The 22,532-nt window shown below is 67.8% G+C and carries 18 protein-coding genes; 8 read left to right on the top strand and 10 right to left on the bottom strand.

Annotated features, from left to right (window positions below; all coding sequences use genetic code 11):
• The first annotated feature begins 272 nt into the window (after positions 1–272).
• From AB1281_RS04730 to AB1281_RS04720, 3 genes are read left to right on the top strand one after another with little or no spacing between them, the layout of a single operon-like run.
• Positions 273–839, top strand: coding sequence for a TetR/AcrR family transcriptional regulator (locus AB1281_RS04730; protein ID WP_430345188.1), 567 nt, complete (start codon positions 273–275; stop codon positions 837–839).
• Complete coding sequence (locus AB1281_RS04725) at positions 839–2,512, top strand: MFS transporter (protein WP_164119433.1); 1,674 nt, start codon at positions 839–841, stop codon at positions 2,510–2,512. Before AB1281_RS04730 ends, AB1281_RS04725 begins: the two co-directional genes overlap by 1 nt.
• 8 nt (positions 2,513–2,520) lie before the next feature.
• A complete protein-coding gene (locus tag AB1281_RS04720; RefSeq protein WP_430345187.1) occupies positions 2,521–3,675 on the top strand; it encodes an HlyD family secretion protein in 1,155 nt (384 codons plus the stop codon).
• A gap of 92 nt (positions 3,676–3,767) precedes the next feature.
• On the opposite strand, the gene AB1281_RS04715 is transcribed toward AB1281_RS04720, so the two are convergent.
• The 7 genes from AB1281_RS04715 to creB form a co-directional block, all read right to left on the bottom strand.
• A complete protein-coding gene (locus tag AB1281_RS04715) occupies positions 3,768–4,259 on the bottom strand; it encodes a Fur family transcriptional regulator (RefSeq protein WP_004150412.1) in 492 nt (163 codons plus the stop codon).
• A gap of 34 nt (positions 4,260–4,293) precedes the next feature.
• Complete coding sequence (gltX, locus tag AB1281_RS04710) at positions 4,294–5,697, bottom strand: glutamate--tRNA ligase (protein WP_262084530.1); 1,404 nt, start codon at positions 5,695–5,697, stop codon at positions 4,294–4,296.
• Positions 5,698–5,850: 153 nt separating this feature from the next.
• Entirely contained in the window at positions 5,851–7,443 is a 1,593-nt protein-coding gene (locus AB1281_RS04705; protein ID WP_430345186.1) for a M20/M25/M40 family metallo-hydrolase, read from the bottom strand.
• A gap of 180 nt (positions 7,444–7,623) precedes the next feature.
• Positions 7,624–8,034, bottom strand: a complete 411-nt coding sequence (locus tag AB1281_RS04700) for a hypothetical protein (protein WP_430345185.1) — start codon at positions 8,032–8,034, stop codon at positions 7,624–7,626.
• Between the two features lie 10 nt (positions 8,035–8,044).
• Positions 8,045–9,364, bottom strand: coding sequence for a cell envelope integrity protein CreD (gene creD, locus AB1281_RS04695; RefSeq protein WP_430345184.1), 1,320 nt, complete (start codon positions 9,362–9,364; stop codon positions 8,045–8,047).
• 81 nt (positions 9,365–9,445) lie between these two features.
• On the bottom strand, positions 9,446–10,906 hold the full coding sequence (gene creC / locus AB1281_RS04690) for a two-component system sensor histidine kinase CreC (protein WP_075674971.1): 1,461 nt from the start codon (positions 10,904–10,906) through the stop codon (positions 9,446–9,448).
• Positions 10,907–10,909: 3 nt separating this feature from the next.
• Entirely contained in the window at positions 10,910–11,635 is a 726-nt protein-coding gene (gene creB / locus AB1281_RS04685) for a two-component system response regulator CreB (RefSeq protein WP_135967690.1), read from the bottom strand.
• Between the two features lie 35 nt (positions 11,636–11,670).
• Between creB and AB1281_RS04680 the strand changes: the two genes are divergently transcribed.
• From AB1281_RS04680 to AB1281_RS04665, 4 genes are all read left to right on the top strand, one after another.
• Positions 11,671–12,528, top strand: coding sequence for a 23S rRNA (adenine(2030)-N(6))-methyltransferase RlmJ (locus tag AB1281_RS04680; protein WP_049446337.1), 858 nt, complete (start codon positions 11,671–11,673; stop codon positions 12,526–12,528).
• A 95-nt stretch (positions 12,529–12,623) separates the two neighbouring features.
• Positions 12,624–13,169 carry a GNAT family N-acetyltransferase gene (locus tag AB1281_RS04675; protein WP_004150340.1) on the top strand — a complete coding sequence of 182 codons (546 nt, stop codon included), beginning with the start codon at positions 12,624–12,626 and terminating at the stop codon, positions 13,167–13,169.
• A 149-nt stretch (positions 13,170–13,318) separates the two neighbouring features.
• Positions 13,319–16,783 carry a transcription-repair coupling factor gene (mfd, locus tag AB1281_RS04670; protein ID WP_430345183.1) on the top strand — a complete coding sequence of 1,155 codons (3,465 nt, stop codon included), beginning with the start codon at positions 13,319–13,321 and terminating at the stop codon, positions 16,781–16,783.
• Positions 16,784–16,827: 44 nt separating this feature from the next.
• Complete coding sequence (locus AB1281_RS04665; protein ID WP_430345182.1) at positions 16,828–17,445, top strand: HD-GYP domain-containing protein; 618 nt, start codon at positions 16,828–16,830, stop codon at positions 17,443–17,445.
• Positions 17,446–17,537: 92 nt separating this feature from the next.
• On the opposite strand, the gene AB1281_RS04660 is transcribed toward AB1281_RS04665, so the two are convergent.
• Complete coding sequence (locus AB1281_RS04660) at positions 17,538–19,631, bottom strand: M13 family metallopeptidase (protein WP_014036450.1); 2,094 nt, start codon at positions 19,629–19,631, stop codon at positions 17,538–17,540.
• Between the two features lie 208 nt (positions 19,632–19,839).
• Positions 19,840–20,589 carry a 2,3-diphosphoglycerate-dependent phosphoglycerate mutase gene (gpmA, locus tag AB1281_RS04655; protein ID WP_019337589.1) on the bottom strand — a complete coding sequence of 250 codons (750 nt, stop codon included), beginning with the start codon at positions 20,587–20,589 and terminating at the stop codon, positions 19,840–19,842.
• 94 nt (positions 20,590–20,683) lie between these two features.
• Between gpmA and nfi the strand changes: the two genes are divergently transcribed.
• Entirely contained in the window at positions 20,684–21,358 is a 675-nt protein-coding gene (nfi, locus tag AB1281_RS04650; RefSeq protein ID WP_430345181.1) for a deoxyribonuclease V, read from the top strand.
• Between the two features lie 38 nt (positions 21,359–21,396).
• On the opposite strand, the gene AB1281_RS04645 is transcribed toward nfi, so the two are convergent.
• Positions 21,397–22,377, bottom strand: coding sequence for a cation diffusion facilitator family transporter (locus AB1281_RS04645; RefSeq protein ID WP_430345180.1), 981 nt, complete (start codon positions 22,375–22,377; stop codon positions 21,397–21,399).
• Positions 22,378–22,532: the final 155 nt, after the last annotated feature.

Raw genomic sequence — 22,532 nt, 5'->3', positions numbered from 1 at the left:
CCTCCATCCACGCATGGCGTGGATCTACTGCACCACGCCGGGGGTCGGATCCCATTCCGCAGGAATGGGCTCTGACCCCAGCCCGAGACCATGCATGTCGTGGATCTCCTTGCCACTCCTTCCACATGTACACAGCGGGGGCCTTCGGGCCCCCGTTTTCATTTCGCCCCCGCCATCACACATCCGTCACAAAGATGTGCGTACGACAACAACCGGACAATCCCGTCACTCAAAGTCTCGCCAAACGGACACTTTTGTCCGAAAATAATTCCATGACCGCTCAACGTGCCGATGCTGCTGCCCGCCGTGCCCTCATCCTCGACGCCGCCGATCATGTGTTCGGCCAACATGGCGTCACCGCCCCGCTGGACCTGGTGGTCGAACGCGCCCAGGTGGGCCGCGCCACCCTGTACCGCAACTTCCCCGACCGCACCGCGCTGATCCAGGCGCTGCTGCAGCGTACGGTCGACCGAATCCGGCGCCAGGTCGAACAGCTCGGCGACCGCGACGACGCCCTGTTCGAGGTGTTCGAGGGCATGGCCCAGCGCATCATCGATTCGCCGGCACTGGCCGATTACTGGCGCGCGGTCGACTCCGACGTCCCGTCCATGCGCACCGCGCGCGAGACCGTGCGCGACCTGCTGGAAGCGCCGATCGCCCGCGCCAAGGCCGCCGGCCTGTGCCGTGCCGACCTGGAGAAGACGGATATTTCACTGATCTCGGGCATGCTGGGCGCGGCCCTGCGCGGCAAGACCCGCGACGAGCGCGCCCACCTGGCCGGGCGCGCCCTGCAGCTGCTGCGCGGGGGTCTCCAGGGAGCAACCAGCGAGGCCCGCTGATGGTCCAGCCGTATCTGAAGCCGGTTCCGGATTGGGAGGAGCATGAGAAGCCGACCATGCCCGGTTCGGCATCGATGCCCTGGCATCCACCCTATCGACGCGTGGCTTACGCCCTGGTGTCGCTGCTGGTGGCGATCACCGGCGGCCTCGGCAATGCGCTGGTCACCGCCAACCTGCCGTTCCTGCAGGGCCAGCTGGCACTCACTCCGACCCAGGGCAGCTGGCTGGTGGCCGCCTATGCGATGGTGAATGTCACCGCCAACCTGCTGGCCTTCAAGTTCCGCCAGCAGTACGGCATCCGCCTGTTCGCCGAGATCGGCCTGGGCCTGTACGCGGCGCTGGCGGTGCTGCACCTGTTCGTCGGCAGCTTCGAGACCACGATGCTGACCCGTGCTGCCAGCGGCTTCGCTGGCGCGGCCTGTTCGACGCTGGGCACGCTGTACATGCTGCAGGCGCTGCCACGGCGGTTCACCGGCAACCTGCTGGTGATCGGTGTCGGCCTCTCGCAGCTGGCGGTGCCGATTGCCTGGATCGTATCGCCGGGCCTGGTCGATACCGGCCAGTGGCACCAGCTGTACTCGTTCGAAGCCGGCCTGGCCCTGTGCGCGTTCGCGGCGGTGGTGCTGCTGAAGCTGCCGCCGGGCATCCAGGTGAAGGCCTTCGAGCCATTGGACTTCCTCACCTTCGCCCTGCTTGCGCCGGCGGTCGCGCTGCTGGTGATCGTACTGGCGCAGGGCTATACGCGCTGGTGGCTCAATACACCGTGGCTGGGCTGGGCGCTGATCGCCTCCATCGCGCTGACCACCGTCGCACTGATCATCGAACACTACCGGCGCAATCCGCTGCTGCAGATCCGCTGGCTGTCGACACTGCCGGTGCTGCATTTCATCGTCGGCGCCTTCCTGATCCGCTTCCTCACCACCGAACAGTCCTACGGCGTGGTCAACCTGATGCGCACGCTGGGCATGGGGCCGGACCAGATGCGGCCGCTGTTCGTGGTGATCCTGGCCGGGGTGATCGTCGGCATCGCCGGCGCCTCGCTGACCTTCGGCCCGAAACGGCTGATCGCGCAGCTGTTGATGGCGATCCTGCTGCTGGGTGCCGCCGCGTTCTTCGACCAGCACCGCACCAGCCTGGACCGGCCTCACGACTTCTACGCCAGCCAGTTCCTGGCCTCGGTCGGTGCCGGCATGTTCATGGGCCCGCTGATCATGCTCGGCATCTCAGCCGCGTTGAAACAAGGTGTGGACCACATGATCACCTTCCTGGTGACGCTGTCGATCACGCAGACCCTGGGCGGCCTGGCCGGTTCGGCGGTGCTGGGCACCTTCCAGCTGCATCGCGAGCAGTTGTACTCCAGCGCGCTGACCAGCCAGCTCGACCCCGCCGACCCGGTGGTGGCGCAGCGCCTGCGCCTCCAGCAGCAGCTGTACAGCGCACAGATCACCGACCCGGTGCTGCGCAGCGCGCAGGGCAGCGCGCAGCTGGCGCAGACCGCGCGCCGCGAAGCCAACGTGCGCGGCTTCAATGATGTGTTCACGCTGAGCGGCTGGCTGGCGATCGGCTTCCTGTGCTGGTTGCTGCTGCTGACGCTGCGCACCGCCGTGCTCAAGCAGTGGCGCAAGCGCCACCCCGCCCTTTCCACCACGGCCACGCCGGCCGCGCCCCGTTGAGTCCCCCCATGCCTCCCGTCCCGCCCCGCCCCGACGACACCGACAACGTGACCCCACCACCGCCGACCGACGCGGCGCCCGCACCCACCCCGGCAGAACCCGCGGTCGCGCCGAAATACCTCAAGCCCAGCGCGCGCAGCGTGGTGGTGATGGTGGTGGTGGCCTTGCTGGGCATCGCGCTGATCCTGCGCGCCTGGCACCTGTGGCCGTTCACCAGCAGCGTGATGGTGACCGACAACGCCTATGTGCGCGGCCAGATCACGGTGATGGCGCCGCAGGTGAACGGCTACGTGACCGAGGTGCTGGTGAAGGACTTCCAGCATGTGAAGCAGGGCGAGCCGCTGCTGCGCATCGATGACCGTATCTATGCGCAGCGTGTCGCCCAGGCGCAGGCGACGCTGGACAGTGCGCACGCAGCATTGGCCAACTCGGACCAGTCGCAGGCGCAGAATCGTGCGCAGATCGCCTCCGCGCAGGCCACGCTGTCGGCCGGCCAGGCCGAACTGCAGCGCTCGCGCAACGAGACCAAGCGTTACGAGGAGCTGGCCGCGCAGCAGCTGGTGTCGGTCAATGACCGCGACAAGTTCCGCACCACCCAGGCCTCGGCGCAGGCCAGCGTGCAGCAGTCGCAGGCGCAGATCCGCATCGCCGAGGAAACGCTGGTGTCGACCCAGGTGGCGCGCAAGAGCCTGGAAGCCCAGGTGGAGAGCGCACAGGCACAGCTGGAACTGGCGCGCATCGACCTGGCCAACACGGTGATCCACGCGCCACGCGACGGCCAGATCAGCGAAGCCAGCGTGCGCGTGGGCCAGTACGTCGCCGCCGGTTCGCAGTTGCTGTTCCTGGTGCCTGACACGCTGTGGGTGGTGGCCAACTACAAGGAAGGCCAGACCTGGGGGATGGCCGTCGGCCAGCCGGCCACGTTCTCGGTGGACGCATTCCATGGCCAGGTGCTGCGCGGCCGCGTGCAGGAAATCGCACCCGCCACGGGATCGGAGTTCAGCGTGCTACGCCCGGACAATGCCAGCGGCAACTTCACCAAGGTGGTGCAACGGCTGCCGGTGCGGATATCGATCAATGAGGGCCAGACGCTGGCCGCGCAGCTGCGGCCCGGCATGTCGGTGATCGTGCGGGTGGATACCGCGAGCAAGCCGATGGACTAGCCTTGTCATGAAACGGGGTCAGATCCCTTTGCCAATGGCAAAGGGATCTGACCCCGCTCCTATGCCGGCCAGCGGCCGGCACTACCGTTGCGTTACCCGGCGCAGCGCGCGCAGAGGCCGTGCACTTCCAGGGTCTGCGCCTGCGGCTGGAAGCCCAGCTCCTTGGCGCGCTTTTCCAGCTGGGTGACGATCTCGCGGTCTTCCAGTTCCACCGCGCTGTGGCAGCTGTTGCAGATCAGGAACGGCACCGAGTGCGCGGCACTGCTGGGGTGATGGCAGGCCACGAAGGCATTCACCGACTCCAGCTTGTGCACGAAGCCATTGGCCATCAGGAAGTCCAGCGCGCGGTACACGGTGGGCGGGGCATCAGCGCCCACGCCCTTGCCGTTGCGCACCCATTCCAGCAGCTCGTAGGCCTTGACCGGCTTGCCGGCCTCGGCGATCAGCTTCAGCACATTGGCGCGGATGGGGGTCAGGCGCAGCCCGCGTTCGCGCGAGACACGCTCGACCACCGCCACGAAATCCGACGCGTCGTGGACGTGGTGGTGCGGGGCGGTACAGGCAGTGGCGGTCTTGGCGGGCATGCGTGTTCTCCGGTTCGGGCCTGGCAAGGATGCCTCAGGCCGTTGCTACCTTGGTGATGGCCACATCAATGCGTTTCAAGGCCTGCTCTCGGCCGGCCAGGTATACGGTATGGGAAATGTCAGGACTGACCTGGGTGCCGGTGATGGCCACGCGCAGCGGCTGGGCGACCTTGCCCATGCCGATCTCCAGCGCGGCGGCCGCATCGTGCAGGGCGACGCCCACCGATTCGGCGGTCCATTCCGGCAGCGCTGCCAGCAGTTCGCGGGCCTTGCCCAGCGCCACCTCGGCGCCGGCCTTGAAGTGCTTGGCCACCGCCGCTTCGTCGTACTCGGTCAGCGGCTGATACCAGACCACCGCCTTCTCGGCCATTTCCTTCAGGGTCTGCACGCGTTCACGCAGGGCGACCACCACGTCCTCCGGGGCGGGGCCGGCGGCCACGTCCAGGCCCAGCTTCTGCAGCTGGTAGACCAGGTGCGGCACGATGGCGGCCACGTCCTCGGTCTTCAGGAAGTGCTGGTTGACCCAGCCCAGCTTGGCCATGTCCAGGCGCGAGGCCTTGGAGTTGCAGTCCTTCACGTCGAACAGGTCGATCAGCTCCTGGCGGCTGAACAGCTCCTGGTCACCGTGCGACCAGCCCAGGCGGGCCAGGTAGCTCAGCAACGCGTCCGGCAGGTAGCCGGCGTCCTTGTACTGCATCACGTCGGCCGCGCCGGTGCGCTTGGACAGCTTGGCGCCCTGCTCGTCGAGGATCATCGGCATGTGGCCGAACTTCGGCACCGGCGCGCCGATGCCTTCGTACAGGTTGATCTGGCGCGGGGTGTTGTTGATGTGGTCGTCGCCGCGGATGACCTCGGTGATGCCCATGTCCCAGTCGTCCACCACCACCGCGAAGTTGTAGGTGGGGTAGCCGTCCGGGCGGAAGATGACCATGTCATCCAGCTCGCTGTTGGCGATCTCGATGCGGCCCTTGATCAGGTCGTCGAACACCACCGTACCTTCCAGCGGGTTCTTGAAGCGGATGACGCGGTTCGGGTCGTCCTTGTACGGCAGGCCCAGTTCGCGTGCAGCGCCGTTGTAACGCGGCTTTTCCTGCCTGGCCATGGCGGCCTCGCGCATCGCGTCCAGCTCTTCGCGGGTTTCGTAGGCGTAGTAGGCCTTGCCGTCGGCGATCAGCTGCTCGGCCACTTCCTGGTAACGGGCGACGCGGTCGGTCTGGTAGATCGGGCCTTCGTCGTAGTCCAGGCCCAGCCACTCCATCGCCTCCAGGATGGCGTCGATCGCGCCCTGGGTGCTGCGTTCACGGTCGGTGTCCTCGATGCGCAGCACGAACTCGCCGCCACGGTGGCGGGCCTCCAGCCAGCAGTACAGCGCAGTGCGGGCACCACCGATGTGCAGGTAGCCGGTGGGACTGGGGGCGAAGCGGGTGCGGCAGGTCATGGACGGCTCGAGGAACGGGAATCCCCCGATTTTACCAGCCCACCGCCCCCTGCGGAAAAAGGGGACGGAGGGGATTAAGTCGCGATTGCCCAGCCGCTGGGCCTGCAACCGGGAAACGGAGGGGAGATACGACTTAATCCCCTCCGTCCCCTTTTACGGTTCTACCTTGCGCGGGAAGGACTGCTCGCGCATCGCGGCGTTGTAGGCGAAGGAGGCGACGATGGCCGCGGCCTGCTTCAGGTCTTCCGGTTCGGCGTGGTCCCAGGTGTCCAGGTGGCTGTGGTGGACATTGGTGAAGTAGTCCAGCCGGTCCTGGATGAACTGGAAGCCCGGCAGGCCGATGCGGTCGAAGCTGATGTGGTCGGTGCTGCCGGTGTTGCGGGTGGCCACGGTGGTGGCGCCGACGTCATGGAACGGCGCCAGCCAGGCCTCGAAGATCGGCATCGCCGCCAGGTTTTCCTGCGCGTAGATGCCCCGGAAGCGGCCCGAGCCGTTGTCCATGTTGAAGTAGACCTGGAACTTGCCGTAGTCGCGGGTCTTCTGCAGCGCGCCGGTCGGTTCGCGCAGCGAGGCCGGCAGCGCCTTCTGCGCCGGGTCGGTGGGCTCCGGGAACCGGCCGAAATGCTTGGCCACATAGGCCTGCGAGCCGACCAGGCCCTGCTCCTCACCACTCCACAGCGCCACGCGGATGGTGCGCTTGGGCCTGGCGCCGGTGGCCTTGAGGATGCGCATGGCCTCCATCATCACCGCCACGCCGGCGGCGTTGTCGGCCGCGCCGGTGCCGCTGTGCCAGGAATCCAGGTGCGCACCGATCATCACCACTTCATCGGGCTTGCTGCTGCCGCGGATCTCGGCCAGCGTGTTGTAGCCCGGCTGGTCGGCTTCATCGGTGAAGCGCGCGGCCACATCCACGCGCAGGCGCACGCTCTGCTTGGCCTTCAGCGCGCGCACCAGCGGGTTGAAGTGCTCGCTGATCATCGCCAGCTCGGGAATGCCGACCGGCTCGCCGGCCTTGCGCGAACCGCCACCGGCAACGCGGATGATGCCGTTGTCCCAGCTGCTGATGCTGATCGACGCCAGCGCGCCCTCTTCGACGAAGAACGCATTGACCCTGGTCGCCAGCTGCTGGCGTTCCTGGTACTCCTTGACCCGCTTGGCGCGCTCGGCGGTGGCGTCCTGGCCCTTCGGCAGGGTGAACTCCTGCAGGCCTTCCAGCGAGGTCGCGTCATGCCGATGGGAATCCGGCTCGGTGCCGCGCTTGTACTCGCGCGCTTCGCCCAGCAGCAGGATCTTGCCGCGCAGCTTGCCGCGGTACTTCTCGATGTCCTCGGGCTTCTTGATCTCGACCTGCACCAGCTCGCCTTCAACCGGGCCCCGGGTGCCAGGCGTCCACGCCTTCGGCAGCGCGTGCAGCGGCTGGATGCGGTCACCCAGCATTTCCACGCTGGCCGAGGTGAACTCCCAGCCACGGCCGAAGTCATCGAAGGCTTCGTCGTGGACGTTGTCCAGCTTCCATTCGTTGAACTTGCCACGGGTCCACGCGTTGGCGCGGCCCATCGCCGGCGAGTTGGTCAGCCGTGGGCCGATGCGTTCGGTGAGATAGCTGAAGGTGTCCATCACCTGCGAACGATGGAAGGCCTCCTGGCGGATGCGGCTGACCATGTCCAGGTCCACCGTTTCGCGCTGCTGCGCCGCTGCATTGCCACCCATCGCCAGCGCTACGGCCAGCACGCCCCACTTCAACACATCACACCCCTGCCTTCCGGCCTGCTCGTCAACCCATCGAGTCTAGCCAGCAGGGGCGCGCCGATACCGTCCCATCGGTCATGGGCGGCGCGGAGGCGTGCGAACCAAGGTTCGCACCCACAGGAGAGTGGTTGGTTCGCACCCACAGGAGAGTGGTTGGTTCGCACCTGCCACGCCACCTCACCCACGCCATCCCAGCCACAACTGCGCCCGCTCCGGCAGCAGCAGCAACCAGTGCCTCCGGTCGATGCTGCTGCAGCCGTATACCGCCGCATGCGCGGGCCAGTCATCGGGCAGGCCACCGATGCCGATTTCGGTCAGTGCGTCCGCCCCGGCCTTCCATGGCCGGTAGCGCGGCACCTTCCCCGCCAGCGCACCGCGTCCCTGCCGCGCGCCCTGCAACCAGGCCAGGCCCTTGCCCTGCAATCCCTCGCAGGTCACCGCGGCCAGCTGGAAGCGGACCAGGCCGGGGGCGATCCGTGCCCCCGGCAGGGCCGCCAGCACGCCATGTGCCTGCAGCAGTGCATCCACTTCCAGCAGGGCCGGAATGCCCTGCCGTGCCCGTTGCCGCAATCCCTGGCGCCAGCTCATGGCGTGCTCCTTACTTCAGGTCCGCGCCAAGCGCGTACCAGTCGACCCGGCGGGTCACCCACATCGCCAGCGCCAGGATCACGAACAGCAGCAGCGAACCCATCAGCAGCGCGTTGTTCTCCGACACCAGCAGGCCATACAGCGCGCCGTACAGCACCGTCAGCAGCGCAGCGAAGCCGAGGCCGCGCTTCCAGTGGCCCAGCACGTTGGCCAGGTACACCGCCTGCAGGCCGATGCAGGCCACGGCCGAGACCAGGTAGGCCTTCCAGAACGCGATGTGCTCGGACAGGCTGATCAGCAGCAGGAAGAAGATCGCCAGCGCCAGGCCGACCATCAGGTACTGCAGCGGATGGATGCGCAGCGACTTGATCAGTTCGAACAGGATGAAGCCGACGAAGGTCAGCACCACGAACAGCACGCCGTACTTCGAGGCACGGTCGGCCTGGGTGTAGGTATCGACCGGATCGACCAGCGACACCGTCACCGCCTGCGAATCGATCGGCCCCTCGCTGCGCAGCTGGCGCTGTGCGTCGGAGGCCAGCGAGGACACCGCCCAGCGGGCATCGAAGCCCTGTGCATCGACGCGGCGCTCGTTGGGCAGGAAGGCGCCGCTGAACGACGGGTGCGGCCAGCTCGAACGCAGCGCGATGCGGGTGTCATCGCCCACTGGCACCACCGACAGCATGCGGCTGCCGTCCAGGCGCAGCTCCAGTTCGATGGTGCTGGCCGCCAGGGAGAGGCCCTGATCCGTGGCAAGACCGCTCACCGGCGCATGCAGGCCACGGCCGATTTCGCTGGCCGCACCAACGCCAGGCAGCAACCGCAGCTGCTTGCCGTCCACGCGCAGGTTCGGCGTGCCCACCAGACCGCGCACATCGGAAACCCCCAGCGCCACATAGGGCTGGCCATAGGTACGGCCGGCCTTCACCGGATAGTCGTCTTCGGCGAAGGTCGCCTTCAACTGGCCATTCCAGCTGTACACCGGCACCTTGAACAGGCCCACCTCGCGCTGGCTCGGCAGCATCTCGCCGCCCACCTCCAGCGACGCCGGCATCTGCAGCCAGTGGCCCTCGGTGACCTGCTCCTCGATCTTCTTGCTGCCCTGGGCGTCAACCACCTCGACCTGCTTGCGTTCCACCCACGGCACCACCCGCACCGGGCCCACCAGCTGCTGCGTGCCGGCACGGCTGTCGGCCACCCGGGCAAAGGCCTCGTCGCGGTACTGGCTGCGCTCGGTGATGACCCCGCGGATCATCATCAACGGCACCAGCAGCAACAGGATCAGCCCGCCGACAATGGCGAACCTCAGCAGCATCTTCAGGGATTTCATGGTCCATCCTCGTTGGAGAGGGCTGCAGGATGGACCGCTGCGGTGAGCAGGGTTTGTGGCGAATTTGAAGCGAGTGTGAAGTCAGCGGCGCGGACGCTGGCCCGGCAGTGCCAACGGCAGCCACAGGCTGGCCACGGTGCCGCCGCCGTCGCGCGCGTCGAGGCTGGCGCGACCATCATGCAGGCGCGCGACCTCCTGCACGAACGGCAGGCCCAGGCCGGAACTGCGCCGGCCGCTGCCGGGGCGGGCCAGCGAATAGAAGCGTTCAAACACCCGTTCGCGCGCGTAGTCGGGAATGCCAGCACCGCGATCCGCTACCTGCAGGCGCACGCCCTGCCCGTCCACCTCGGCCTGCAGCGCGATGTCCGCGCCGGGTGGTGAGAAGGCAATCGCGTTGTCGATCAGGTTGTGCAGCGCCTGCCGCAGCAGATAGGCATCCCCCTGCACGCGCAGGTCGGGCACGCTGCCGATGCAGACCTGCACGCCGGCCGCCTGCGCACGCACCTGCGCCGCCGCTGCCGCATCGGCCAGCAAGGTTGGCAGCGCGATCGGATCGCGGGTCTGCAGCCAGCCGTGCTGTTCCACTTCCGCCAGCGCCAGCAGCTTGTCGATGGTCTCGGTCAGCCGCTCCTGTTGATCAACGATGCTACGCGCGAAATGCACGCGGTCGGCCTCGGGCAGCGGCTCCTGCAGCAGCTCGGCGGCACCGCGGATCGCCGCCAGCGGGCTCTTCATTTCGTGCGTCAGTGACTGTACGTACTGTTCCACGTAAGCCTTGCCTTCCAGCTTGCGGCGCATGGTTTCCAGCGCCTGGCCGAGGTCACCGATCTCATCGCGGCGGCGCCGTGGCGGTGGCACCGGTTCGCCGGCGCTGACCGCGCGTGCATAGCGGCTGAGCTGGCCGAGGCCGGTGGTGAGCCACATCGTCACCAGCACGCCGACCAGCGCCGACAGCCCGATCAACCAGGCACCGCGCTCGATGATGGCGCGCTGGCTGGCGGCGATGAACGGATCGATGCTGCGGTTGGGCTGGGCCAGGCTGAGCACGCCGATCAGGGTGCGGCCGTCGGCCGGGTCGTACACCGGCGCCGCCACATGCATCACCGTATCGCCTTCTTCGCCTGGCACTTCCGGGCTGGAGCGGGCGCCGTACTCGCCACGCAGGGTGCGGTAGACATCGTTCCAGCGTGAATTGTCACGCCCGAGGTCGCGGCCCAGCGAGTCGTAGATGACGATGCCCTTGGCATCGGTGATGGTCACCCGGTAATCCAGCGAGCGCTTGGGAAAACGCCAGACCATCGCCTTCAGGTCGCGCTGCCGTGCCTTGGCCAGGTTGCGGGTGAAGCTGCCGCTGCGGATGGTGCCGTCCTTGACGTCGGCGGCGGCCATCTCGGCCAGCACGTTGGCCGCATCGACCAGGGTCGATTCCATCGCCTGGCGCACACCCGGCTTCACTTCGTTGACGAACACGCGCATCACGAAGAACGCGGCGATGCCGGTGATCAGGAAGAAGCCGAGGAACAGCTTCAGTACCAGGCGCATCGGCTAGACCTCCAGCGCGTAGCCAAGGCCACGGTGGGTACGGATCGGGTCGTCGCTGGCACCGGCCGCACGCAGCTTGGCGCGCAGCGTCTTTACATGGGTGTCGACGGTGCGGTCGGCGCTGTCGGCACTGCTGTCCCAGCCCCGGTCCATCAGCTGCGCGCGGCTGAGGATGGCCCCCGGGCGCTGCAGCAGCGCTTCCAGCAACGCGTATTCGTAGCGGGTCAGGTCCAGCGCATGGCCGCGGAAGCGGATGCGCCGGCCTTCGCGATCGATGGCGAACGCCCCGTGTTCCTGCCAGCCGGCGTCCGCGCGGGGCGCTGCGACGGCCGGTGCCGCACGACGCAGGCGCGCACGCACCCGCGCCACCAGCTCGCGCGGCGAGAACGGTTTGGTCATGTAATCGTCGGCGCCCAGTTCCAGGCCGAGCACGCGGTCCACTTCATCGTTGCGGGCGGTCAGGAAGATCACCGGCAGCTGCGCCGCCGGCCCGGGCTGCGCGCGCAGCCGCCGGCAGACCTCGAAACCGCCCAGGTCCGGCAGGCCCACGTCCAGCACCACCACGTCGATATCGCCGGCCTGCAGCCGTTGCAGGGCCTCGCCGCCCAGCAGGCAGTGGCTGGCGGCATAGCCTTCGCTGCGCAGCGCATAGAGCACGGTTTCGGCGATGGCGGCTTCGTCCTCGACCACCAGGACATGGGCAACGGGAGCTGTCATGGCGCGCAGCATAGCCGCTGCGGCCGCCGCCCCGTACACTGCCGCCCATGAACTATCGCCACGCCTTCCATGCCGGCAACCACGCCGATGTGCTCAAGCACATCGTGCAGCTGGCCCTGATCGACAGCTTCAAGCGCAAGGACAGCCCGTTCTTCGTGCTCGACACCCACGGCGGCGCTGGCCGCTACCTGCTGGCCAGCGAAGAGAGCCGCAAGACCCTGGAGGCCGAATCCGGGATCATGCGGCTGATGGCCCAGCCCAAGCTGCCGGAGGTGGTCGAGCGCTACCTGAAGGCCGTGCAGGCCGACAACCCGGTCGGCGCGCTGACCAACTACCCAGGCTCGCCGCTGCTGAGCGCGCAGGCGATGCGCGCGCAGGACCGCATGGCGGTCTGTGAGCTGCAGGAAGCCGAAACGGCCACGCTGAAGGCCCTGTTCGCCCATGACAGCCGCGTCGATGTGCGCCCGGGCGATGGCTACGCGCTGCTGCGTTCGCTGCTGCCGCCGAAGTTCAACGGCAGCAAGATCGGCCGTGGCCTGGTGCTGATCGACCCGCCCTACGAGGCCCAGGACGCCGAATACCAGGCCGTCCTGGCCGCGCTGGCCGAGACCCTGGCGCGCTGGCCGCAGGCTACCTGCGCGGTGTGGTTCCCGATCAAGCAGCGCCGCACCATCCTGCACTTCCTGCGCAAGGCCACCGCCCTGCCGGTCAAGTCGGCGATGACGATCGAGTTCCTGGTGCGCCCGGACGACTCACCGCTGCGCCTCAACGGCAGCGGCATGCTGCTGCTCAACCCGCCCTGGCAGTTCGACCGGGTGGTCGGCCCGGCCCTGCCGGCGCTGCGCCAGCACCTGGGCGAACCCGGGGCCAGCACCCGCCTGGATTGGCTCAAAGCCCCCGAATAACGGCCTTCACGAGGCTGTACCGCCGTGAGCCTTTCGTTCACGGAATGCAGCCCCGGTGATGCCACAATCGATGGACCACCAAGGAATCACCCGGTATGGCCACTCGCAACCGCATGCCGCCCTGGCATGAGATCTTCAAGGCTCCCAGCGGCCACGAGCTGCTGATCCGCCCCATCCGCCCGGAAGATGGCGCACCGCTGCAAGCGGCGTTCAGCCTGTTCGGGCCGGAAGAAATCCGTGATCGTTTCCTGCAGGCGGTGACCGAGCTGTCGCCGGAAACCACCCAGCGCCTGACCCACCCGAATCCCAAGACCGAGATCACCCTGGTCGCAGCCGAATCCCTGCCCGCTGGTGAAGCGGTGGTCGGCGCGGTCGCCCGGGCCTCGATCATCCCCGGCACCCGTGAAGCCGAGTACGCGATCCTGATCAGCCGCTTCCTCATTGGCCAGGGCCTGGGCCGGCAGCTGATGCGGAAGCTGGTGAAGTGGGGCCGCGGCAAGTACCTGGACCGCCTGTACGGCGACGTTGCCGCCGAGAACGAGCCGATGAAGCAGCTGGCCGCCTCGCTGGGTTTCAAGCCGGTGCCGCACCCGACCGGTGCCGAAGGCTTGGTGCGGATGGTGCTGGAGCTGGACAACTGACGGTAGCGCCGGGCATGCCCCGGCGACGCATTCCGGTAGTGCCGGCCGCTGGCCGGCATTGCGCTACCCCAACGGCGCATGAGGCTGCCGGCCGGCAGCCGGCACTACACACCGAGCCGGGCTGGGGCTTCTGCTAAAATCCGGGGTCCATGTCGCGTACCTCATACCCCGCCCCGCCGCTGCCGCGCGCCGGCCAGCTCCGCGCCTGGTGGCGCGCCCCCGCATCGCCGACCGCCCTGGCCTGGTACCTGGCCCAGGCCGCGCGTGCGCATGACGCGCCCCTGCTGGTGATCGCCCGTGACAACCACGGTGCCAACCAGCTCGAAGCCGACCTGCACACCCTGCTCGGCGGCGACCCGGCCCTGCCGGTGGTCGCCTTCCCGGACTGGGAAACCCTGCCCTACGACCGCTTCAGCCCGCATCCGGACATCATTTCGCAGCGACTGTCCGCCCTGCACCGCCTGCCCACGCTGAAGCGCGGCCTGGTGATCGTGCCGGTGCAGACCCTGCTGCAGCAGCTGGCCCCGCGCAGCTACGTGATCGGCGGCAGCTTCGACCTGAAGGTCGGCCAGCGCCTGGACCTGGAAGCCGAGAAGCGCCGCCTGGAAAGTGCCGGCTACCGCAACGTGCCGCAGGTGATGGACCCGGGTGACTTCGCTGTGCGCGGCGGCCTGCTCGACGTGTACCCGATGGGTGCCGACGAGCCGCTGCGGGTGGAGCTGCTGGACGAGGACATCGATTCGATCCGTGCCTTCGATCCGGAAAGCCAGCGTTCGCTGGACAAGGTCGAGGCGGTGCACATGCTGCCGGGCCGCGAAGTGCCGATGGATGAAGCCAGCATCGCCCGCGTGCTGGCCACGCTGCGCGAGCGTTTCGATGTCGATACCCGGCGCAGTTCGTTGTACCAGGACCTGAAGTCCGGACTGGCGCCGGCCGGCGTCGAGTACTACCTGCCGCTGTTCTTCGAACGCACCGCGACCCTGTTCGACTACCTGCCCGACGGCAGCCTGCCGGTGGTCTGCGCCGGTGCCGGCGAAGCCGCCGAGGCATTCTGGGCGCAGACCGGTGAGCGCTACGAACAACGCCGCCACGATGTGGAACGGCCGCTGCTGCCGCCGTCCGCGCTGTACCTGTCGCCGGAGCTGCTGCGCGAGCGCCTGAACGATGCCCCGCGCATCGAGGTGTGGTCGGCTGACCATGCGCGCATCGCCGACGCGCACGCGCTGGGCGACCAGCCGCTGCCGCCGCTGCCGGTGGCCGCGCGCGAGGCGCCCGCTGGCGACGCGCTGAAATCCTTCCTCGGCCATTATCCGGGCCGGGTGCTGATCGCCGCCGATTCGCCCGGCCGCCGCGAGGCGCTGCTGGAAGTGCTGCAGGCCGCCGAGTTGAAGCCGCCGGTGGCGGCCGATCTGCCCAGCTTCCTCGCCGACGACGTGCGCTTCGCGATCGCGGTGGCGCCGCTGGAGGATGGCTTCGCACTGGACGATCCGCGCATCGCGGTGCTGACCGAGCGCCAGCTGTTCCCCGAGCGCGCCGGCAGCACCCGCCGCACGCGCCGTGCCGGCCGCGAACCGGAAGCGATCATCCGTGACCTCGGCGAGCTGACCGAAGGCGCGCCGATCGTGCACGAAGACCATGGCGTCGGCCGCTATCGTGGCCTGATCGCAATGGACGTCGGCGGCATGCCCGGCGAGTTCCTCGAAATCGAATATGCCAAGGGTGACCGGCTGTATGTGCCGGTCGCCCAGCTGCACCTGATCAGCCGCTACTCCGGTGCGTCGGCGGAAACCGCGCCGCTGCATTCGCTGGGTGGCGAACAGTGGAGCAAGGCCAAGCGCAAGGCCGCCGAGAAGGTGCGCGACGTCGCCGCCGAGCTGCTGGAGATCCAGGCCCGCCGCCAGGCGCGTGCCGGCCTGGCACTGCAGGTGGACCGCGCGATGTACGAGCCGTTCGCCGCCGGTTTCCCGTTCGAGGAAACGCCGGACCAGCTGGCCGCGATCGACGCCACCCTGCGCGACCTGGCCAGCAGCCAGCCGATGGACCGCGTGGTCTGCGGCGACGTCGGCTTCGGCAAGACCGAGGTGGCAGTGCGTGCGGCATTCGCGGCCGCCAGTGCCGGCAAGCAGGTGGCCGTGCTGGTGCCGACCACGCTGCTGGCCGAACAGCATTACCGCAACTTCCGCGACCGTTTCGCCGATTACCCGCTGAAGGTCGAGGTGCTGTCGCGCTTCAAGACCACCAAGGAAATCAAGGCCGAGCTGGAAAAGGTCGCCGCCGGCACCATCGACGTCATCGTCGGTACCCATCGCCTGCTGCAGCCGGACGTGAAGTTCAAGGACCTGGGCATGGTCATCGTCGACGAGGAGCAGCGTTTCGGCGTGCGCCAGAAGGAAGCGCTGAAGGCGCTGCGCGCCAACGTGCACCTGCTGACCCTGACCGCCACGCCGATTCCGCGCACGCTGAACATGGCCATGGCCGGCCTGCGCGACCTGTCGATCATCGCCACGCCGCCGCCGAACCGGCTGGCGGTGCAGACCTTCATCACCCAGTGGGACAACGCGCTGCTGCGCGAAGCCTTCCAGCGCGAGCTGGCGCGTGGTGGCCAGCTGTACTTCCTGCACAACGACGTGGAAAGCATCGGCCGCATGCAGCGCGAGCTGTCCGAGCTGGTACCGGAGGCGCGGATCGGCATCGCCCACGGGCAGATGCCCGAGCGCGAGCTGGAAAAGGTGATGCTGGATTTCCAGAAGCAGCGCTTCAACGTGCTGCTGTCGACCACGATCATCGAGTCGGGCATCGACATCCCCAACGCCAACACCATCATCATCAACCGCGCCGACCGCTTCGGCCTGGCCCAGCTGCACCAGCTGCGTGGCCGCGTCGGTCGTTCGCACCACCGCGCCTACGCCTACCTGGTGGCGCCCGACCGCCGTTCGATCACCCCGGATGCGGAGAAGCGCCTGGAAGCGATCGCGTCGATGGACGAGCTCGGCGCCGGCTTCACCCTGGCCACGCACGATCTGGAGATCCGCGGTGCCGGTGAACTGCTCGGCGAGGACCAGAGCGGGCAGATGGCCGAGGTCGGCTTCAGCCTGTACACCGAGCTGCTGGAGCGCGCGGTGCGCAGCATCAAGCAGGGCAAGCTGCCCGACCTGGATGCCGGCGAGGAAGTGCGCGGTGCCGAGGTCGAACTGCATGTGCCGGCGCTGATTCCGGAAGACTACCTGCCGGACGTGCACACCCGCCTGACCCTGTACAAGCGCATATCCAGTGCGCGCGACAGCGATGCGCTGCGCGAACTGCAGGTGGAGATGATCGACCGCTTCGGCCTGCTGCCGGATGCGGCCAAGCACCTGTTCGCCATCGCCGAGCTGAAGCTGAAAGCCAATACGCTGGGCATCCGCAAGCTCGACCTGGGCGAGAACGGTGGCCGCATCGTGTTCGAATCCAAGCCGAACATCGACCCGATGGCGGTGATCCAGCTGATCCAGAAACAACCGAACCTGTACGCCATGGAAGGGCCTGACAAGCTGCGCATCAAGCACCCGCTGCCGTTGCCGGAAGACCGCTTCAACGCGGCCCGCGCCCTTCTGACCACCCTCGCCCCGGGTTGATCGCCCCCGAATACCCCGCACCGGCCCCCACCCGGTGCGGGCGGATGACCATGTTTCCTGACGCCGTACCCGCCCCCGACCTGCTGCACGCGCAGGCCTGCCTGATCGATGCCCTTTCGATGTCGCTGCAGATGCGCGACGCCTACACCCGCCACCACTGCGACCGCGTCGGCCTGTTCGCGCAGTGCCTGGCCGCGCACTGCGATCTCGATGACGAGGCCTGTGCGCAGATCGGCCTGGCCGCGCGCTTCCACGACATCGGCAAGATCGGCATTCCCGACGATGTGCTGCTGGCACCGCGCCGGCATACCGATGAGGAGCGCGCGATCATGCGCGAGCATCCGGTGCGCGGCGAACACATCTTCCTGGCGACCGGCCGCAGCGACGCCGCGCCCGTGGCGCGACTGATCCGCGCCCACCACGAAGCCTTCGATGGCAGCGGCTATCCCGATGGGCTGCGCGGCGAATCCATCCCGCTGGGCGCGCGCATCGTCACCATCGCCGATGCCTACGATGCGATGACCAGCGTGCGCCCGTACCGCGACGCGATGGAGCACGAAGCCGCATTGCGGATCATCGAAGCGCAGTCCGGCGGGCTGGTGGACCCCTACGTGCTGCAGCGCTTCCACCGCATGCTGGCGCGGGAGCCGGAGCTGGCCTGAGATCCACCGGGCACTGCCCGGCGCCACCAACCGCTCAAACAAAAGGCCCGGCAATTGCCGGGCCTTCTGCATCACGCATCACGCATGATCGATTACCAGATCACCACGCGCTTGTCGTCGGCACGCACCATCGCGTCGCCGGCCTTGCACTGGAATGCAGCGGCATAGGACGGCATGTTCGACGGCGCACCGTTGGCACGGAAGTTGGCCGGGGCGTGCGGGTCGGTGTTCAGGCGGACGCGCAGCTCACCATCGGTGAAGTTGCGGCGCCACACGGTGGCCCAGTTCATGAAGAAGCGCTGGTCCTGGCTGTGGCCGTCCACTTCGACGTTCGCCTTCGGGTCTTCCTTCAGCGCCATCTGCAGCGCGTCGTAGGCCACGGTCAGGCCACCCAGGTCGCCGATGTTCTCGCCCAGGGTCAGCTTGCCCTTCACGAACACGCCCGGCACCGATTCATAGCCGTCGAACTGCGCGACCAGCTGGTCGGTACGCTCGGTGAAGGCCTTGCGGTCGGCATCGGTCCACCAGTTGTCGAAGTTGCCGTTGGCGGCGAACTGGCTGCCCGAGTCATCGTAGCCGTGCATCATCTCGTGGCCGATGACCGCACCGATGCCGCCGTAGTTCAGCGCCGGATCGGCCTTGGCGTCGAAGAACGGTGCCTGCAGGATCGCCGCCGGGAACACGATCTCGTTCTTGGTGGCGTTGTAGTACGCGTTGACGGTCTGCGGGGTCATGCCCCACTCGGTCTTGTCCACCGGCTTGCCGATCTTGTCCAGCATGTAGCGGTAGTTGAACGCACGTGCCGCCTGCATGTTGCCCAGGTAGCTGTCGCCGTTGGTCTGCAGGCCCGCCCAGTCACGCCACTTGTCCGGGTAACCGATCTTCGGGGTGAAGCTGGCCCACTTCTCCAGCGCCTTCTTCTTGGTTTCTTCGCCCATCCACGGCAGCTGCTCCAGGCGCGCCTTCAGCGCCTGCGACAGGTTTTCCACCAGGTGCTGCATGGCCACCTTGGATTCGGCCGGGAACACGGCATCGACATACAGCTGGCCCAGGGCTTCGCCCATGCCACCGTTGACCGACTCCAGCACGCGCTTCCAGCGCGGCTGCATTTCCTTCTGGCCACGCAGGGTGGTGCCATAGAAATCGAAGTTGGCCTTCTCGAACTGGCTGCTCAGGTACGGCGAGGCGTCGTCGATGGTGTGGAAGCGCAGGTAGGCCTGCCAGGTGCTGGCCGGCACGTCGGCCAGCATCTTGTCCATTTCACCGAAGAAGCCCGGCTGGGCCAGCGAGAACTTCTGCGCGGCCGGCACCTTCAGGGTGTCGAACAGCGCGGTCCAGCTGAAGTTCGGGGTCAGCTTGTCGGCGTCGGCCGCGCTGAGCGGGTTGTAGCGCTTGGCCGGGTCACGCATTTCAATGCGCGACATCGAGGCCTTGGCCAGGCGGGTTTCAAAGGCCATCACAGCCTTGGCCTGCTCGGCCGCCTGCGCCGCGTCCACGCCGGACAGGGTCAGCACCTGTGCGATGTAGGCCACGTAGGCGTCGCGGATCTTGGCCTGCGCATCGTCGAAGTAATAGCCCTTCTCCGGCAGGCCGAGGCCGCCCTGGCCGACATAGGCGATGACGTTGGCCGAATCCTTGTAGTCGGCATTGGCGAACAGCGAGAACAGCACGCCCTTGCCCTCGGCCTGGCTGTCGCGCAGGTACTGGGTGATGGCAGCGGTATCGTTCAGCGCCGTGATCTTGTCCAGCTGCGGCTGCAGCGGCGCCAGGCCGGCGGCTTCGATCTTGGCTTCATCGTTGCCGGTCTTCCAGATGTCACCGATCTTGGCTTCCACCGAGCCGGCCTTGGCCTGACTGGCGGCGGCCTGCTGCACCAGCGTGTGCTGCACTTCCAGCGAGCGCTCGCGCAGGATCTCGAAGCTGCCCCAGGTGGTCTGGTCGCCCGGCACCGGGTTGGCCTTCAGCCACTTGCTGTTGACGAAGCCATTGAGGTCGGTACAGGCCGAAATGGCCGGATCCAGATCGGCGCTGTTGAGCGAGATCAGCGGCGTCTTGATCTGCGACAGGTCGAAGGCCGGCTTGGCGTCGGCGCTGGCCGCCGGCGCGGTTTCATTCTTGCCACAGGCCGCCAGCGAGGCAGCGATGGCGATGGTCAGGCCCAGCGGGACCAGGTTGCGGACGTTCATGAGGCTCTCCTGCGGGTAATTTCACAGGGTAGCCGGGGGAACGGGGCTGGGGACCGGCCAAAGGTCACATGGCACCGCTTCTGTAGAGTCGAGCCGTGCTCGACTGCTGTTGGCCTCTCGCCGCAGGGGTCATGAACCCGGAACGGAGAGCAGTCGAGCATGGCTCGACTCTACAAAAGCGAAGGCCGGCTTGCGCCGGCCTTTTGTTTTATTTCGCCTTGCCCTGGTTGGCTACGGCTTCAGCGGCCTTGCGCGCCGCTTCCGGGTCGCCCAGGTAGCGGAACGACTGCACCGTCAGGTCGTCGTTCAGTTCGAACAGCAGCGGGATGCCGGTCGGGATGTTCAGCTCGAGGATTTCCTCGCGCGACACGTTGTTGAGGTACTTGTACAGCGCGCGCAGCGAGTTGCCGTGAGCGGTGACCAGCACGGTCTTGCCGTCCTTCAGCTGCGGCGCGATGGCGTCGTGCCAGTACGGCAGCACGCGGTCCAGCGTGGTCGCCAGCGATTCGGTGCCCGGCAGCGCGTTGCGGTCCAGGCCGGCGTAACGGCGGTCATGGATCGGGTGGCCCGGATCTTCCAGGTCCATGGCCGGCGGCGGGATGTCGTACGAACGGCGCCACACCTTGACCTGGTCCTCGCCGTGCTTGGCAGCGGTCTCGGCCTTGTCCAGGCCCTGCAGGCCGCCGTAGTGGCGCTCGTTGAGGCGCCAGGACTTGTTCACCGGCAGCCAGTCCTGTTCCAGCTCGGCCAGTGCACCCTGCAGGGTGTGGATGGCGCGCTTGAGCACGGAAGTGTGGGCGACGTCGAACTGCAGGCCTTCCTCGCGCATCAGGCGACCCGCGGCGGCCGCTTCCCGGCGCCCCTGCTCGGTCAGGTCGACATCGACCCAGCCGGTGAAGCGGTTGTCCAGGTTCCACTGGCTCTGGCCATGGCGCAACAGTACGAGTTTACGGGTCACTGCAGGGTCTCCAACGCGAGGAAAGACAGGCCGCCATTGTAGCCCCGGGCGCCGCTCACCGGGCCGTGGCACCGCGCATGCGATGCTTTGACCAATGAATACGGTGATCGACCCCGGGCGCTGGGAAGGCAGCGTCGCCGCGGCACGCGCGCAGCAGCTGCAGCTGGCAGGCCGCGTGGAGCGCAAGGACCGGCTGCCACGCACGGTGCGCTGGCTGGCCGGGCTGGATGTCGGCTTTGAAGAGGGCGGCGCCATCACCCGCGCCGCGGCGGTGTTGTTGGATGCGGAGACGCTGCAGCCCGTGGCGCAGGAGATCGCGCGCATCCCCACGGTGATGCCCTATATCCCCGGCCTGCTCAGCTTCCGCGAGCTGCCGGCACTGCTGGCCGCGCTGGCGCTGCTGCCGCGCACGCCGGACCTGGTGTTCGTCGATGGCCATGGCATCAGCCACCCGCGCCGGCTGGGCGTGGCCGCTCACCTCGGCGTGGTTACCGACCTGCCGAGCATCGGTGTCGCCAAGTCGAAACTGGTGGGCCGGTTCGTCGAACCAGGCGCCGAGGCCGGTGCACATACGCCACTGCTGGATGGCGATGAGCAACTGGGTTGGGTGCTGCGCAGCAAGGTGCGCTGCAAGCCGCTGTTCGTGGCCGGCGGCCATCGGGTCAGTGCCGATACCGCGCTGGACTGGGTACAGCGCACCCTGCGCGGCTACCGGCTGCCGGAGCCGACGCGGCTGGCGGACCGGCTGGCCTCGCGGCGCGACGAATGACCGCACCGGGCACCGCCCGGCGCGGTCGTCATCCTCGATCAACGATGCACGTGGCCGCGATGGCCCTGCGCGTCCTCGCCGTGGTCATGCCCTTCATGGCCCTCGTGCTCGCCGCCCTTGGCCGGCGCCGGCTCACCACAGGCTTCGCCGCAGTGGTCCGCTTCGATCTGCAGTGTCACGTGCTCGATACCGAAGTCATCATGCAGGCGCCCGCCCAGCTCACGGCGCAGCGCATCGGCATCGGTGCCGTCGCGCATCACGATGTGCGCGGTCAGCGCCGGGGTGCTGGAGGCCAGCGCCCACACGTGCAGGTCATGCACGTCCAGCACGGCGGCATGGCTGGACAGGCTGTCGCGCACCTTGGCCACGTCCATGCCCTTGGGCACGCCTTCCAGCAGCACGTTGATCGCCTCACGCATCAGCACATAGGTGCGCGGCAGTACCCACAAACCAATCAGTACCGCCAGGATCGGGTCGATCGGCTTCCAGCCGGTCCACTTGATCAGCAACGCGCCGGCGATCACCGCCACCGAACCGAGCATGTCCGCCCACACTTCCAGGTAGGCGCCCTTTACGTTGAGGCTCTCGCCACTGCCGGCCTGCAGCAGGCGCATCGAGATCAGGTTGATGACCAGGCCCGCGGCGGCGATCACCAGCATGCCGGAGGAGGCAATCTCCTGCGGCTCGCGGAAACGACCAACCGCCTCCCACAGGATGTAGGCGGCAACCACGAACAGCATGGCGCCGTTGATCATCGCGCCCAGCGCTTCCAGGCGTGCGTAGCCGTAGGTGCGGCGCGCGTCCGGCGGGCGTCGGCTCAGCCGCACCGCGACCAGCGCGATCATCAGCGCCAGCGCATCGGTGGCCATGTGCGCGGCGTCTGACAGCAGCGCCAGGCTGTTGGTCCAGAACGCGCCCACCACCTCGACAACGAGGAAGGTGGAGGTCAGGCCGAGCGCCCACCACAGGGGTTTCTCGTGGCGGATCTCGGATGGCAGGTGATCGTGGTCGTGGCCCATGGCAACAGCTCCTTTGCGATGCGGTGCAGGCTACGCCGTGCTGGCGGGGGAGACTATTACGGTGTTTATAACATTGCAGGCCACGCGGTCCCTCACCGGGCATGGCCCGGCGCTACCGGAGCGTGGCCGGTAGCGCCAGGCCATGCCTGACGAAC

This window comes from Stenotrophomonas sp. NRRL B-14846 (assembly GCF_050473585.1).
GTDB lineage: Bacteria > Pseudomonadota > Gammaproteobacteria > Xanthomonadales > Xanthomonadaceae > Stenotrophomonas.
This window is presented reverse-complemented; position numbering and strand designations above follow the sequence as displayed.

Bases quoted from the DNA above. Each gene is read 5' to 3' on its own strand.
- mfd (WP_430345183.1), top strand. From the start codon at position 13,319: ATGTCGCGTACCTCATACCCCGCCCCGCCGCTGCCGCGCGCCGGCCAG.
- AB1281_RS04645 (WP_430345180.1), bottom strand. From the start codon at position 22,377: ATGGGCCACGACCACGATCACCTGCCATCCGAGATCCGCCACGAGAAA.
- creC (WP_075674971.1), bottom strand. From the start codon at position 10,906: ATGCGCCTGGTACTGAAGCTGTTCCTCGGCTTCTTCCTGATCACCGGC.
- AB1281_RS04660 (WP_014036450.1), bottom strand. From the start codon at position 19,631: ATGAACGTCCGCAACCTGGTCCCGCTGGGCCTGACCATCGCCATCGCT.
- creD (WP_430345184.1), bottom strand. From the start codon at position 9,364: ATGAAATCCCTGAAGATGCTGCTGAGGTTCGCCATTGTCGGCGGGCTG.
- AB1281_RS04665 (WP_430345182.1), top strand. From the start codon at position 16,828: ATGACCATGTTTCCTGACGCCGTACCCGCCCCCGACCTGCTGCACGCG.
- AB1281_RS04730 (WP_430345188.1), top strand. From the start codon at position 273: ATGACCGCTCAACGTGCCGATGCTGCTGCCCGCCGTGCCCTCATCCTC.
- AB1281_RS04680 (WP_049446337.1), top strand. From the start codon at position 11,671: ATGAACTATCGCCACGCCTTCCATGCCGGCAACCACGCCGATGTGCTC.
- gltX (WP_262084530.1), bottom strand. From the start codon at position 5,697: ATGACCTGCCGCACCCGCTTCGCCCCCAGTCCCACCGGCTACCTGCAC.
- AB1281_RS04675 (WP_004150340.1), top strand. From the start codon at position 12,624: ATGGCCACTCGCAACCGCATGCCGCCCTGGCATGAGATCTTCAAGGCT.
- AB1281_RS04700 (WP_430345185.1), bottom strand. From the start codon at position 8,034: ATGAGCTGGCGCCAGGGATTGCGGCAACGGGCACGGCAGGGCATTCCG.
- AB1281_RS04715 (WP_004150412.1), bottom strand. From the start codon at position 4,259: ATGCCCGCCAAGACCGCCACTGCCTGTACCGCCCCGCACCACCACGTC.
- nfi (WP_430345181.1), top strand. From the start codon at position 20,684: ATGAATACGGTGATCGACCCCGGGCGCTGGGAAGGCAGCGTCGCCGCG.
- AB1281_RS04725 (WP_164119433.1), top strand. From the start codon at position 839: ATGGTCCAGCCGTATCTGAAGCCGGTTCCGGATTGGGAGGAGCATGAG.
- creB (WP_135967690.1), bottom strand. From the start codon at position 11,635: ATGCTGCGCGCCATGACAGCTCCCGTTGCCCATGTCCTGGTGGTCGAG.
- AB1281_RS04720 (WP_430345187.1), top strand. From the start codon at position 2,521: ATGCCTCCCGTCCCGCCCCGCCCCGACGACACCGACAACGTGACCCCA.